Origin of the sequence: Burkholderia gladioli, from assembly GCF_000959725.1 — a bacterium.
In the GTDB taxonomy this organism is placed as follows: domain Bacteria; phylum Pseudomonadota; class Gammaproteobacteria; order Burkholderiales; family Burkholderiaceae; genus Burkholderia; species Burkholderia gladioli.
Genome location: NZ_CP009322.1, coordinates 1,071,799 through 1,086,271, shown reverse-complemented (window position 1 = coordinate 1,086,271; position 14,473 = coordinate 1,071,799). Strand labels below are relative to the sequence as shown.

Annotated in this window: 10 protein-coding genes and 1 riboswitch; of the genes, 3 read left to right on the top strand and 7 right to left on the bottom strand. The window is 70.2% G+C overall.

Annotated features, from left to right (window positions below):
- Positions 1 to 134 precede the first annotated feature (134 nt).
- The 3 genes from BM43_RS05495 to BM43_RS05485 all read left to right on the top strand — a co-directional run bounded on the left by BM43_RS05495 (position 135) and on the right by BM43_RS05485 (position 3,881).
- Entirely contained in the window at positions 135 to 1,742 is a 1,608-nt protein-coding gene (locus BM43_RS05495; protein ID WP_036056547.1) for an MFS transporter, read from the top strand.
- Positions 1,743 to 1,804: 62 nt separating this feature from the next.
- Positions 1,805 to 1,907, top strand: a riboswitch (SAM-I-IV-variant riboswitch).
- Positions 1,908 to 1,951: 44 nt separating this feature from the next.
- Positions 1,952 to 2,329, top strand: coding sequence for a hypothetical protein (locus tag BM43_RS05490; RefSeq protein WP_036056549.1), 378 nt, complete (start codon positions 1,952 to 1,954; stop codon positions 2,327 to 2,329).
- A gap of 355 nt (positions 2,330 to 2,684) precedes the next feature.
- Positions 2,685 to 3,881, top strand: a complete 1,197-nt coding sequence (locus tag BM43_RS05485) for a GGDEF domain-containing protein (RefSeq protein WP_036057323.1) — start codon at positions 2,685 to 2,687, stop codon at positions 3,879 to 3,881.
- Positions 3,882 to 3,935: 54 nt separating this feature from the next.
- Here the strand turns inward: BM43_RS05485 and BM43_RS05480 are convergent, their stop codons facing one another.
- The 7 genes from BM43_RS05480 to BM43_RS05450 form a co-directional block, all read right to left on the bottom strand.
- Complete coding sequence (locus BM43_RS05480) at positions 3,936 to 4,151, bottom strand: DUF3820 family protein (RefSeq protein ID WP_013690094.1); 216 nt, start codon at positions 4,149 to 4,151, stop codon at positions 3,936 to 3,938.
- Between the two features lie 10 nt (positions 4,152 to 4,161).
- Complete coding sequence (locus tag BM43_RS05475) at positions 4,162 to 4,476, bottom strand: hypothetical protein (RefSeq protein ID WP_036056550.1); 315 nt, start codon at positions 4,474 to 4,476, stop codon at positions 4,162 to 4,164.
- Positions 4,477 to 4,684: 208 nt separating this feature from the next.
- Positions 4,685 to 5,680, bottom strand: coding sequence for a transglutaminase family protein (locus tag BM43_RS05470; RefSeq protein WP_036056551.1), 996 nt, complete (start codon positions 5,678 to 5,680; stop codon positions 4,685 to 4,687).
- Between the two features lie 275 nt (positions 5,681 to 5,955).
- Positions 5,956 to 8,565, bottom strand: coding sequence for a circularly permuted type 2 ATP-grasp protein (locus tag BM43_RS05465; RefSeq protein ID WP_036057324.1), 2,610 nt, complete (start codon positions 8,563 to 8,565; stop codon positions 5,956 to 5,958).
- Between the two features lie 201 nt (positions 8,566 to 8,766).
- Positions 8,767 to 12,240, bottom strand: coding sequence for a transglutaminase family protein (locus BM43_RS05460; RefSeq protein WP_036056553.1), 3,474 nt, complete (start codon positions 12,238 to 12,240; stop codon positions 8,767 to 8,769).
- Between the two features lie 306 nt (positions 12,241 to 12,546).
- Positions 12,547 to 13,497: a transglutaminase family protein gene (locus BM43_RS05455; protein WP_036056554.1), complete on the bottom strand. Its 951-nt coding sequence runs from the start codon at positions 13,495 to 13,497 to the stop codon at positions 12,547 to 12,549.
- A gap of 10 nt (positions 13,498 to 13,507) precedes the next feature.
- Entirely contained in the window at positions 13,508 to 14,449 is a 942-nt protein-coding gene (locus tag BM43_RS05450) for an alpha-E domain-containing protein (RefSeq protein WP_036056555.1), read from the bottom strand.
- Positions 14,450 to 14,473 lie beyond the last annotated feature (24 nt).

Genomic DNA, 14,473 nt, shown 5'->3' with positions numbered 1-14,473 from the left:
ATCACATTACGGAATATAAATCCCTTATCTGTGGAATCCCAGCCTGTTTTTCGTCGATTGATTCCCGAATATCGTTGGTCGCTCCAGATGCCGGCCATGTCGACCGGCCGGCATCGCCCCTTCCAGGAGCGAACATGCCTTCCCCGACCTCTCCCGATTCCACCCGCCGGCTGGTGGTGCTCGGCGCCGTCTGCATGGCGGCGCTGGCCCTGCCGCTGGCCTTCTCCGGCGGCGCCGTCGCCACGCCGGCGATCGGCCACGACCTGGGCGGCAGCCCCGCCGCGATCGCCTGGATCACCAATGCTTTCATGCTCAGCTTCGGCAGCCTGCTGATGGCGGCCGGCACGCTGGCCGACCGCTTCGGCCGCCGCCGGCTGTTCGCCTTCGGCGTGGCCGGCTTCACGCTCAGCTCGGCCGCGCTCGGCTTCGCCCCCTCGATCCTGGCCGTCGACCTGCTGCGCGCCGCGCAGGGCGTGGCCGCCGCCGCGGCGCTGGCCGGCGGCACCGCCGCGCTGGCCCAGGAATTCGACGGCCATGCCCGCACGCGCGCCTTCAGCGCGCTGGGCACCACCTTCGGGATCGGCCTCGCGTTCGGGCCGGTGATCGCCGGCGCGCTGATCGAGCGCTTCGGCTGGCGCGCGATCTTCGCCAGCAGCGCGCTCGCGGGCGCGCTGTCGCTGGGCTTCGGCGTGCCGCGCATGCGCGAATCGCGCGACCCGCAGGCGCGCCGGCTCGACCTGGGCGGCACGCTGAGCTTCACGGCCGCGCTCGGCGCCTTCACCTGCGGCGTGATCGAGGCGCCCTCGCTAGGCTGGACGTCGCCCGCCGTGGTCTCGCTGCTGGCGGGCTTCGTGGGGTTCGCGCTGCTGTTCGTGCTGATCGAAACGCGCAGCGAGCGGCCCATGCTCGACCTGACGCTGTTGCGCTACCCGCGCTTCGTCGGCGTGCAGTTGCTGCCGATCGCCACCTGCTACTGCTACATCGTGCTGCTGGTGCTGCTGCCGCTGCGCTTCATCGGCGTGGACGGCCACGACGAGATCCACGCGGCCTGGCTGATGCTGGCGATCTCGGCGCCGATGCTAGTGGTGCCTTTCCTGGCCGCGACGCTGACGCGCTGGATGTCGGCCGGCACCATCTCGGGGATCGGCCTGGCGCTTGCCGCGCTGGGCCTGCACCTGCTGAACGGCGCGCTGCGCGAGGGCGCCGCCGACAGCGCCGTGCTGCTGCCGATGCTGGTGATCGGCACCGGCGCGGGGCTGCCATGGGGCTTGATGGATGGGCTGTCGGTCAGCGTGGTGCCGAAATCGCGCGCGGGCATGGCGGCCGGCATCTTCAGCACCACGCGCGTGGCCGGCGAAGGGATCGCGCTGGCGATCTCGGGCGCCGTGCTGGCCGCGTTCGCGCAGCGTGACCTGCTGAGCGCGATGCCGTCTGCGCCTTCCGCCGTGGCCGACGCGGCCGCCCGGCTGGCCACCGGCGATCTCGCGCAGGCGGCCTTGCGGCTGCCGGATGTCGGCGCGGCGGGCCTGCGCGCCGCGTATCACGCCGCGTTCGCGCACCTGCTCGACGGGCTCACGGCGATCACGCTGCTCTGCGCGCTGGCGGCCTTCGCGTTCCTGAGCCGGGTGCGCGTGGCGGAGGACGCGGCCGAGGTCGCGCCGCCGGAATCCCGCGCCGGGCACGCCGCCGAACCCGGCGATGCCGCCCGCTCCCTGGCCGACGTGGGCCAATCCCGGGCCTGATGTCATTTGAACGGACAAAATGCGGCCCGCTTGGCAAGGGCTGCGTTTTTTCTTATGATGTGCACTTGCATCCAGAGTCGGGTTCCCCGACGCCAACCTGCCTACCCGGGCAAGGTGGACGCCACCAGGCGATGCGGCCGATAGTCGGCAACGAAGCGGGAGCGGCCCAGCCGGCACCGGTTCGAATTCAGTCAGTCACCGGAGCTTGCATGCAGCAGAATCCTCGCCTTTCCCCCCTTGCCGACCTGATCGCCGATTCCTCGCCGTGTCTGCCGGGCTCCCGCCTGATTCACCTGTTCCAGATCGTTTCCTCCGCCAGCCAGGATGCCGTCGCGCGCGTTTCCAGCTTCCTTTCGGAACAAGGCGCGCCGCTGGGTGAACCGCGCGTGTCACGCTGTCGCGAACTGCTGACCCAGACCATCGTGCTCGACGGCATCGGCGAGCGCCGTGCGCGGTTGCTGCGCGAGCAGTTGCTGGCGCTCGACGGCGTGCTGCGGATCCGCCTCGAGCACCGTTTCGTGCGCGCGGATGCGGGCGACGACGCGTCAGACTACGACGACTGCCGCCCGGCCTGCACGGCGGCCTGAGGCATCACGCGCCCGAACGCGCCCCGCCCGCAGCCCTCGTTTTCGTACTTCGACGATCGTGTTTCGGATCCGTCCGACATCCGCTGCCGCCGGATTTGCGTAAAACGACGTCGCGAATACCGCGAACCCAACGCCAAAACCGAGTTCACGCTGAATAATTCCGCGCGGTCTTATCGAGGCCCTGATGCCTAATCGCGCGAGCCCAACCCGGCTGAACAATTGGAAATCCGGATTGCATCGGGATGCAAACTTCTTCCGGTACGATACGCGCTTTGCCAGAAGGCATCCGAACCAGCCGCGCGACCTTGCGTTGCGCCCAGTGCCTTCGGGGATCGCCCTCTTTCGTTACGCCGCCATGTCCATCCCGACCGCGCTTATCGGCATCGCGAGTCTGTCCTGCCTGATGAGCGTCGCCGTTCTCGGCTCGCTGTTCCATGCCCAGATACCGGGAATCCGCCATTGGTGCCTGGCCAGCGGCGTGCTGGCCGCGGTCACCGCGCTGCTCCTGCTGTTCCAGCGCTCGCCGAGCATCATCCTGGGCGCGAGCGCGTTGCTGGTGGTGGCCTCGCTGTCCGCGCTCCAGGGTTTCCGGCGCTTCTTTCATCTGCGTGCCTCCTTGAGCGGCGAATACCTCGCGGTCGGCGCGATCCTGGCCGGGCTGGTCTACTGGACCTACCTCTCGCCCGACATCGATGCCCGGGTCGTGATCATCTCGGCCTTTCTCGGTTATGTGCGCTTCGTCATCGCCTGGCTGGTGCAACGGCACCGGCCGGCGGGCCGGCCGCGATACGGCTATTACTTCGTCTCGGGTGTCGCGCTGCTGGGGGCCTTCGTCCATGTGATCCGATGTGCCGTCTATGGGCTGGGCCTGGCGCACGAAACCGATTTCCTGGAAGCGACGCCCGTCAACGTGGCGTTTCTCGGCATGGCCACCCTGACCTTGCCGTGCCTGTCGGTCGGCATGGTGATGCTGGCCCACGATCGACTGGCCCAGCGCATGGAACGCCTGGCCACCATCGACGACCTGACCGGCGTGTTCGGGCGGCGCGCCTTCATCGCGCGCGCCGAGGCGCTGCTGGGTTCGGCCAAGGGAGCGAAGTCGCCGCTGTCGATCGCCCTGCTCGACATCGACAACTTCAAGAGCATCAACGATCGCCACGGGCACGCGGCCGGCGACCAGGCGCTCGCCAATGTCGCCGCGACGATCTCGCGGGAAATCCGGCAAGCCGATGTGCTGGGCCGCGTCGGCGGCGAGGAATTCGCGCTGCTGCTGCCGCGCACCGGCAAGGAAGACGCGCTGCGCCTGGTCGATCGCCTGCGCGCGATCGTGGCGAGCGCGGTGTCCGAAGGGCCGGCCGCGTGCGTGGCCTGCACCCTCAGCGCCGGCGTCGACGAGTTCCGCGCCTGCGATACCCTGGCCTCGGCGATGGCGAGGGCCGACGCGGCGCTCTATGCCGCCAAGGCGAAAGGCAGGAACTGCGTGGTGCCGGCGGGGGCGGAGCAGGGAAAGTGGATCGAGCCGGTGGAGACGGCCGTCCTGAATCGGCGCTGAAACGAGGCACCGAGCCCGTTCGGCAAACCGCCATCCGAATCGGATGCCTCGGCCCTACCCCCGCTTGCGCAAGGGCTCGAGCATGTCCTTCAAACCGTTATGGTCGATCTCGTGCATCAGCGCGAGCAGCCGGCCGACTTCCCCGCGCGGGAAACCCTCCCGGGCCATCCAGTTCAGGTAATGCCCGGGCAGGTCGGCGATCACCCTGCCCTTGTACTTGCCGAAGGGCATCACGAAGCTGACCAGGCGTTCGAGCTCGCTCGCGTCCATGGGCGGTGCGTCAGGCGTCCTTCAGCCAGGGCATCTCCACCGGCGACACCACCAGTTGCCGGCCCTCGCGCTTCAGCTCGAAGATGAAGCCCACCAGGATCATCGAATCGGCATAGGGAATCGGAAACACCTGCGGATTGTCCGGCGCGAGCAGCGGATGCGCCAGCTTGTCCGCCGTCTGCGCGGCATTCTCGCGGATGCTCTCCAGTTCGTCGGCCATCGCCTGGCCGCTGTCCTTCAGCACGCGGCTACGCAGGTCGCCGAAGGGTTCGATGCGTGCCGCATCTTCGTGGTACTCCGGCACTTCGTAAAGGAACCAGGACATAGGCGTCTCCCGAGAAAAAGGCTGCCATTCTAACGCCAGGCGCTCTCCCGACGACCGGCTCAATCTCGTCTGGCGCCGACGAGCCGGCTTGCGGCCCGGCCACCAGGGCAGCGAGCCGCATGCGGCCCGCCAATCGAGGCACCGGTGCTAAGTCGAGGCGCCCCGCGGGTCGCCGGTATGGCCGGCCGGCGACGGACCCGGGCCGCTATCAGCGCCCGGCGGTTTCCTCGATCGGCTCGACCGTCACGCCCACCGTCAGCACCTGATCGGCGCCGCCGCCGCGGATCACGCCGCGCAGTGGCGTGACGTCGGCATAGTCGCGGCCCACCGACAGCATCACGTAGTCGTTGCCGGGGGCGCGATCGTTGGTTGGATCGAGCTGGAGCCAGCCGCCGTCCTCGGGCCAGGCCGGATCGTAGACCTCGACCCAGGCATGCGAGGCGTCCGCGCCAATCAGGCGCGGCTGCCCCGGCGGCGGCTGGGTCAGCAGGTAGCCGCTGACGTAACGCGCGGCCAGGCCCAGCGAGCGCATCGCGCCGATCATCACGTGCGCGAAGTCCTGGCAGACGCCCTTGCGCAAGGCCAGCGCGTCGAGCGCCGAGGTGTTCACGTCGGTGCTGTTCGGCGTGTAGGCGAAATCCGCATGAATGCGCCGCATCAATTCCCAGGCCGCCTGCACCAGCAGCCGCCCCGGCACGAAGCTCCTGGCCGCGTAGGCGGCCAGCTCGGGATGGCTGGCCACGTGCCGCGACGGAAACACGAACTCGCTGGCGGCGTCGTAGGGCTGGCCGGCCTGGTAGCTGAGCCGGTCGCGCACGGCCTCCCAGGCGCTGGCGGTGCCCGGCGCGGGCATCGCGACCGCGGGCGGCGGCTCGCCGCGCGTGCCGGCCGAGCGCTTGGGCGGGCTCACGCGCACCACGCTGCGGCTGCGCACGAACAGCTCCTCGTGCGGCTGGTTGAGGGCGAACGAGGTGCGCTGGTTGCCGAAGGCGTCGATCTCGACGCCCACGCCTTCCGGCAGGGGCTCGATGTGGAGCGAGAAATCGAGCAGTTGCTGGCGCGGCAGGTCGAGCGGCTTGAGCCGCGCCTGGTGCTGGGCCGATTCCACCCGCGCGGCGTAGCGGTAGCGCGTGTCGTGCGTGACGCGCAGCGTGCGCGGCTCGATGGGCGATATCGCGGCGGCGGGCGCGGCTGCCGCCGGCACCGATGCCGGTGCTGCCGTGGCAGCGCAAGCGCCCGCCGGCGCCGGCGCGCACGGCTGCGTCGCCGCAGTGGCCGGCGCGGTGATCGCCTCGCGTGCCGTCGAGGCGGCGGCTTCGCTGCCCCTGAGCGCCGCGTTCACGCCGCTTGCCTCGCGTCCCGCCAGCGCCGCGGCCGGCTGCGCTGCGCGAGGCGCCGAAGCCGCCGCCTCGCCCGGTTCGCGTCCCTGCACTTGACGCGCGCGCAACTCGCGCGCCGCCTCATCGGTGGGTTTTCCGCTCATCCCCATAGCGACCTGCCTGATTCCCGCACATGACTGAAATAACGTTCGCCGATCCGGTTCGACAGCTCCCAGGCGGCCCGGCTGACCGATTGCAGGCGCTCCAGCAGCACCGCGTGACGGCCGTCCTCGTCGGTCTCGCAGAGCGCGTGCAGCGACCAGGCGCCGATCTCGGGCATGGTCTCCGACAACTCCGAGAGCGCATAACCCTCGCCGTGCTCGACCTTGGTCAGGCGCCCCTGCATCTTCTGTACCACCCAGGCCAGCGAGCGCGGATTGTCGCCGTTCAGCACCACCAGCGACAGCAGCGGCGCCACGTCGAAGCCGCGCTGGAACTGCGAGCGGAACGTGATGGTGCTGTCGAACAGCTCCAGCACCAGCTCGAAACCGTCCTGCTTGGTGACGGCGCCGTCCTCGAAGGCGAAGCGCAGCACGCTGGCGAGGAAATCGACGCGATCGATCTGGCGGCCGATCGACAGCAGGCGCCAACCGTCGTCGCGCGTCATGTTGTCGGTCTGCGCGCCGGTGATCGCCGAGAGCAGCAGGTTGAGCCGGTCGAGCAACTGCAGCGCGGCATTGCCGAGCTGTTCCTCGGGCTCGTCCTCGCCGTTGGTGGGCTCGTCGAACAACTGGGTGGCATCGTCGATCAGCCGCCACTGGTCGCGCGAGAGCCGCTCGCGGATCGCCGCGGCCGCGCCGCGCATGCCGAGCACGCAGGCCGCGATGCCCGAGCCGCGATCGGCGCGCCTCGACAGCGCGCGCGCCAGCGTCTGCTGGAACTCGCGCGGCGACACCGCGGCCGATTGCGTCTCGGCCGGGATCAGCCCGTTCTCGCGGCACAGCGCGTCGAGCAGTTCGAGATGCGCGGGACTGTCGACGTCGTCCTCGCCGCGCAGCCGCTCGAAGGCGGCGCGCGCCAGGCGCGTCAGGTTGGCGGCGCGCTCGGTGTAGCGGCCCAGCCAGAACAGGTTCTCGGCGGCACGGCTGGAGATCGTGCGCGGCCGCGCCACCAGGTCGTCGGGGCCGAGATGCGTCTGCAGCAGCGTGGTCGGGTCGATCGCGCCTTCGGTGATGACCCAGGTGTCGACGCTGCTGCCGCCGCGCGGCATCGGCGCGTTGAACAGCTCGTCACGCGTGCCGACCCGCGACAGCCCGCCCGGTAGCACGCGCCAGGAGCCGGTGCCGTCGGCCAGCGCGAACACGCGCAGCAGCAGCGGCTTGGGCACGATCCGCGCGCCGCCTTCGTAGCCCTGCGCGCTGCTCGGCCAGGTCGGCGCCTGCGAGGGCGGCAGGTCCGACTGCACCACGTAGTGGGCCGGATTGGCGAGGATCCGCGCGCGCCATTCGAGCAACTGCGGGTTGCTCAACCGCGCGCCGATGACCGGGTCGAAACGCCCGCCCGCCTGCGCCAGCGGCGGATAGGCGGGCTTGATGATGGAGCGCGCCAGGAGCGGCAACGCGTCGGCGCAGGCGGCCGCCTCGCCGCACCACCAGGTGGGCAGCGCCGGCAGCTCCAGCGTCTCGCCGAGCAGGCTCTCGGCCAGCTTGGGCAGGAAGCCGAGCACGCCCGGCGATTCGAGGAAGCCCGAACCCGGCGCATTGGCCAGCAGCACGTTGCCGGCGCGCACCGCCTGCAGCAGGCCCGGCACGCCGAGCATCGAATCGGGGCGAAGCTCGAGCGGGTCCAGCCATTCGTCGTCGACGCGGCACAGGATGCCGTGCACCGGCTCAAGCCCGCTCAGCGTCTTCAGGTAGACGTGCTGGTCGCGCGCGGTCAGGTCGCCGCCTTCCACCAGGGTCAGGCCGAGGTAGCGCGCCAGGTAGGCGTGCTCGAAATAGGTCGGCGCGTGGCGGCCCGGCGTGAGCAGCACGATGCGCGAGTTCTTCTTGGCCGGGCTCAGGTCCTGCATGCTGTGCAGCAGCGCGCGATAGCTGGCGGCCAGGCGCTGCACGCGCAGGCCGCGGAACGCGCGCGGGAACAGCCGCGAGACGATCACGCGGTTCTCGAGCAGGTAGCCGAGCCCGGTGGGCCCTTGCGTGTGCTGCGCGACCAGCCGCCAGCGCCCGTCGGGGCCGCGCATCAGGTCGAAGGCGGCCAGGTGCAGCCACATGCCGCCCGGCACGGTGGCGCCGCGCATCGGCCGCAGGTAGCCGGGGTGCCCCGTCACCAGGGCCGGCGGCAGCAGGCCCTGCCTGAGGATGGTCTGCTCGCCATAGACGTCGGCCGTCATGGCGTTGAGCAGGCGCATGCGCTGCAGCACGCCGCGCTCGATGCTGGCCCAGTCGTCGGGCGCGACGATCATCGGCAGCAGGTCGAGCGACCAGGGCCGCGCGGCGCTGCCGCCGGCGTTCTGGTCGTGCAACTGGTAGGCCAGCCCGTTTTCGCGCATGCGGCGCTCGAGCGCCTCGGCGCGGCGGTCGAGGTCGGCGAAGCCAACGCTGCCGAGCTGGGTGAAGAAGTCGCGCCAGACCGGCGCCAGCGCGGCCGTCTGCAGCGCCGCCGCGCCGCCGCGCAGCTCGTCGTAGCGGCCGGTCACGGCCGGCGCGGCCAGCGCCGCGCCGAGCTCGGCGGCGTCCTGGATCGATCCTGTGTCGAAGAGCGTATGCATGGCGTCGTCGGCGCTCAGATCGTCGATAAATTGGGGAAGCACGATGTCGTTTCGTCAGCCTGGGCCTGGCGCGAGCAGCGTCGCGGACACCTCGTCCGCGACGCGCGCCGCCCGTCGAGCCCGAATCCTATCATTGCGGACCGACGGGTCCGACCACCTGGGCGGCCGGCTGTCTCCTCCGGTCTTGCCCGCGCATTGTTTTCAATCCCGGCGCAGGTCGAGGGTGAACGGGAATTCCCGGCTCGGCGCGGCCGGCGCCACCTCCATGCGTCCCGGCGTGTGGCCGATCGAGACGAAGCGCGCCAGGCGCCGGCTCTCCGCCTCGTAGGCATTGACCGGGAAGGTCGCGTAGTTGCGCCCGCCCGGATGCGCGACGTGGTAGCGGCAGCCGCCCAGCGACCGGCTCATCCAGGTATCGACGATGTCGAAGGTCAGCGGCGCGTGCACGCCGAGCGTCGGATGCAGGGCCGAGGGCGGCGCCCAGGCCTTGTAGCGCACCCCCGCCACGTATTCGCCGGCCGTGCCGGTGGGCTGTAGCGGCAGCGCCCGGCCGTTCACGGTGATCACGTGACGATTGTCGTTCAGGCCGCTCACGCGCACCTCGAGCCGCTCCAGCGAGGAATCGACGTAGCGCACCGTGCCGCCGACCGCGCCCTCCTCGCCCATCACGTGCCAGGGTTCGAGCGCGCCGCGCAGGCTCAGCTCGATGCCCTTCACCGCCACCTGGCCGAACAGCGGGAAGCGGAATTCGAAATGCGGCGCGAACCAGGCCGCGTCGAACGGGAAACCGGCCTCGCGCATCTCGGCCATCACGTCGTCGAAATCCATCTTCACGAAGGCCGGCAGCATGAAGCGATCGTGCAGCGCGGTGCCCCAGCGCGTCAGCGAGGTCGTGTAGGGACGATCCCAGAAACGCGCCACCAGCGCGCGCAGCAGCAGTTGCTGCACCAGGCTCATGCGCGCGTGCGGCGGCATCTCGAAGGCGCGCAATTCCAGCAGGCCGAGCCGGCCGGTGGAGGAATCGGGCGAGTAGAGCTTGTCGATGCAGAACTCGGAGCGATGGGTGTTGCCGCTCACGTCGATCAAGAGGTTGCGCAGCACCCGGTCGACCAGCCAGGGCGGCATGTCCTGCCCGTAAAGCAGCTTGTTGCGTTCGATCTCCTTGAAGGCGATGTCGAGCTCGTAGACCTGGTCGTTGCGTGCCTCGTCCACCCGCGGCGCCTGGCTGGTCGGCCCAATGAACAGGCCAGAGAACAGGTAGGACAGCGAGGGATGGTTGTGCCAGTAGGCGATCAGGCTGGCCAGCAGGTCGGGCCGGCGCAGGAACGGGCTGTCGGCCGGCGTCGCGCCGCCCAGCACGAAGTGGTTGCCGCCGCCGGTGCCGACATGGCGGCCGTCGATCATGAACTTCTCCGACGACAGGCGCGTGCGCCAGGCCGCGTCGTAGAGGAATTCGGTCTGCTGCACCAGTTGCCGGAAATCGTGCGCCGGGTGGATGTTCACCTCGATCACGCCCGGATCGGGCGTGACCTGCAGCACCGCCAGGCGCGCGTCGCGCGGCGGGGCGTAGCCTTCCAGCACCAGCTTCACGCCGAGCGAGCGGGCGGTCAGCTCGACCGCGGAAAGCAGGTCGAGATAGTCCTCCAGCGCGGCCAGCGGCGGCATGAACAGGTAGAGCACGCCGTGGCGGACCTCGGCGCACAGCGCGGTGCGCGTGATCCAGGCGGCCGATTCGAAGCGATCGGGGTAGCGGTGCGCGGCGGCGTCTTGCGAGGCGCGGGCGGCACCCTCGCCGGCCGGTTCGCCGAACTCGCCGCGGCCGGCCTGGTCCCGCGCATCCAGCGGCGACTGCAGCGCCGTGCGCGGCGCGGCGGCCATGCGCTGGGCGCCGTAGCCGCCCTGCCCGGCCAGGTAGCGCGGCGCGTCGGTGGCGCCGAGGTAACGCGCGCGCAGCGCCTCGGCGGTCGGCAGCGGCACGGCCGGCGCGAACGGATCCTGGTCGATCAGGTAGGGGAAGTCGGTGGCGCTGACCCAGGGCAGCGAATCGAGCGGCAGGCGATAACCCATCGGCGAATCGCCGGGGATCAGGTACATGCGCTCGTCGCGGAAGAACCACGGGCCGGTTTCCCAGCGCGGGCCGGCCAGCCCGGGCGATTGCGGCAGCGGCTTCAAAGGCAGCACGTAGCCGATCACCGTGTCGAGCTTCTGGTCGAACACCTTGCGCAGCCGCGCGCGCTCCAGTTCGTCGTCCAGGCGCGAGTCGAACGGGTCGACGTTGACCGGCAGCCGGCGTTCGCGCCACAGGTAGTACCAGACGTCCTCGAAACCGGGACGCACATGCTCGTCGCTCAAACCGAGCCGCTCGGCCAGCGCGCGGATGAAGCGCTGCGCGTCCTCGGTGGTGTAGGAGGACGGCTCGCGCTCGTCGGCGAACAGCGCCGGGTCCTGCCAGACCGGCTCGCCGTCCTTGCGCCAGAACACCGACAACGCCCAGCGCGGCAACTGCTCGCCCGGGTACCACTTGCCCTGGCCGAAATGCAGGAAGCCGCCCTCGCCGTATTCGGCGCGCAGCTTCTGGATCAGCGAGGTGGCGTAGCCGCGCTTGGTGGGCCCGAGCGCGTCGGTATTCCATTCGGCGCCGTCGCGATCGTCGATCGAGACGAAGGTGGGCTCGCCGCCCTGGGTCAGCCGCACGTCGCCGGCCGCCAGTTGCGCGTCGACCGCCGCGCCCAGCTCCAGCACGTCGCCCCATTGCGATTCGGTATAGGGCTTGGTCACGCGCGGCGATTCGTAGATGCGCGTGACGACCATCTCGTGCTCGAACTCCACCTCGCATTCGTCGATCAGCCCCTCGACCGGCGCGGCGCTGGTCGGCTGCGGCGTGCAGGCGAGCGGGATGTGGCCTTCGCCGGCCAGCAGGCCCGAGGTCGGATCGAAGCCGATCCAGCCGGCGCCGGGCAGGTAGACCTCGCACCAGGCATGCAGGTCGGTGAAGTCGACCTCGGTGCCGCTGGGGCCGTCGAGCGATTTCACGTCGGGCGTCAACTGGATCAGGTAGCCCGACACGAAACGCGCGGCCAGGCCCAGGTGGCGGCACAGCTGCACCAGCAGCCAGCCGGTGTCGCGGCACGAGCCCGAGGCCAGCTTCAGCGTCTGCTCGGGCGTCTGCACGCCGGGCTCCAGGCGCACCAGGTAGCGGATGTCCTTCTGCAGCTGCTGGTTCAGCGCGACCAGGAAGTCGATGGTGCCCTGCGGCGCGCGATCGATGCCGGCCAGGTAGTCGCGGAACAGCGGCGAGGCGCCGGTGGCCGCGTCGCAGACCAGGTAGGGCGCGAGCTCGTCGCGCAGCGCGGCGTCGTAGCTGAACGGAAAGGTCTCCGCCGCTTCCTCCAGGAAGAAGTCGAACGGGTTGTAGACCGACATCTCGGCCACCAGGTCGATGGTGATCTCGAAGCTGCGCGTGCGCTCGGGAAACACGAGGCGCCCGAGGTAGTTCGCGAACGGGTCCTGCTGCCAGTTCACGAAATGCTGCGCGGGCTCGACCTTCATCGAGTACGACAGGATCGGCGTGCGGCAATGCGGAGCCGGACGCAGCCGCACGATCTGCGGGCCGAGCCCGACCAGCCGGTCGTAGCGGTAGCGGGTGGTGTGGTGAAGCGCGACGTGGATGGACATGTCAGGGTCGGTCGGTTCGGGTCAGGTCGGGACGACAGGCGCTGCGGTTCAGGGTTTCGGTGCTGCTTCGAGAATGGTTCGCGGTGTTGCGCGCGGTGGTTTGTTCAGTGCCGAGGTTCGAGGCCGGAGATCCGGCAGCCGCGCGGCGCTCGCGACGCAGCGAGCCCCGCCGGGACGAGGCTTGCGGCTGCGCCGCTCGCGAGCGGCGCGACCCGCGATCGAGGCAACGGCCGGGGCGCCCCCAGGCGGAAGACAGGTACGCCGGTTCCGGCGCCGCGCCACGGCAGGCCACGCCGCCAGTCGCGCTCAGACCAGCTCCGGCGACTGGATCACGCTGATCTCCACGCCCACCGCGCGCGCGCCGATCCCCGTCACGGCCCGCGCGTCGCGGCAGTCCAGGCCGGTGGCGACGCGCACGTAGCGCTCGTCGGGGCAGCGGTTCATGAACGGATCGAAGCCGACCCAGCCGAGCCCTTCCACGTAGGCCTCGGCCCAGGCGTGGCCCGATTGCGGGAGGGTGGCCACCGCGCTCTGCTGCAGGCGCGCGACCGGCTCGGCCTCGGCCGCGCCCTGCACCGCGTGGAGCGTGCCGTCGGCGTCCATCTGCATGCGCTGCGACTGCTGCGCGCCGCCCGAGGCCTGCATGGTTTCGGCGATGCGCTGCAGCGCGCCGTCGGTCAGCAGGTAGCCGCTCACGTAGCGCGCCGGGATCTTCAGCGAGCGCGCCGCGGCGATGAAGGCCTGCGCGTGGTCGCGGCTGGTGCCCTGGCCCGCTTCCAGCGCGGCTTCCGCATCGGCATCCGAGTCGGTCAGCTCGGGCGCGTAGCGGATCCGCGCATGCACCTCGGTCATCAGCCAGTGCAGCGCGTCGAGGCTGCGGTGCTCGAGCGGCAGCGCCTCGGCCAGCTCGCGCACGCGCTCGCCGGCCTGGGTCTGCTCGGTGGCGCGCTCGAAGATCCACGGCGCGGCGTAATCGTCCGCGCTGCCGACGATGCCGGCCCGGTCCTGGGTCTCGACCACGCCGGCGGCTACCACCACCACCTCGGCCTTGTCGCCGCGGTCGTGGCGCACCAGGTCGATGCGGTTGCCCAGGCCGTCGGCATAACCGACGGTGGGCTCGACGCCGTCGATCGTCACCTGCCAGGCGCGCACGGTCTGGCCGGGCCCGCTGGGCGGGCGCAGGCGCAGGCGCTGCAGGGCATGGCTCGCGTGCTCGTCGAACTGGAAGCGCGAAATATGTCGGATGGCGAGTCGCATGGCGGATCTCTCAGTCGAAGTTGTAAGCCTGGGCGATTTCCGCGCCGAGGCTGTTGTTGCGCCCGATGAAATCGGTCAGGAATTCGTGCAGCCCGCTCTTGAAGAGCCGCTCGACCGAATTGTCGGACAGCATCTGGAGGATTTTGGCGGCGGTTTCGTGACATTCGTGCGTGACGCCGTAATCTTTCGCGAGCCGGTTCAGGCTCGACATCACGCGGCCGTAGCAATAGCGCAGCGAGCGCGGCATGCGCCCGTTGAGGATCAGGTAGTCGGCGATGTTGATCGGCTTGTACTGCACGTCGTAGACCCAGCGATACGAGCGGTGCGCGGCCACCGAGCGCAGGATCGACTCCCATTGGTAGTTGTCGATCATGGTGCCGACGTGCGAGACCGAGGGCAGCAGCAGGTGGTACTTCACGTCGAGGATCCGCGCGGTGTTGTCGGCGCGCTCGATGAAGGCGCCCAGCTCGGCGAAATCGAAGATCTCGTTGCGCAGCATGGTGCCGTAGAAGCTGCCCAGCATCAGCGCGGTCTCGCGCTTGATGTGGTCGAGGATGGCCGGCAGCTGGCTGGAGCTGACCGGCTGCGCCAGCACCCGCTTCACCGATTGCCAGGCGTCGTTGACGGTCTCCCACAGCTCGCGCGTCAGCGCGATGCGCACCATGCGCGCGTTCGAGCGGGCGTACTCGATGCAGGACAGCACGCTGGAGGGGTTGTCGCGGTCGCGCAGCAGGTAGTCGGCGACGTTGTCGACCGTGTATTCCTCGTACTTCTGGCGGAAGCCCTCGTCGGCGCCCGAGCTGACCAGCACCGAGGACCATTCCGCCGGCGCGTCCGCGGTGCGCGTGAGCGCCATGCGCAGGCCCGCGTCGACGATGCGCGCGGTGTTCTCCGCGCGCTCGATGTAGCGATACATCCAGTAAAGACCGCTTGCAGTGCGTCCAAGAAGCATGTCCTGTTCTCCGATCCTTGTTTC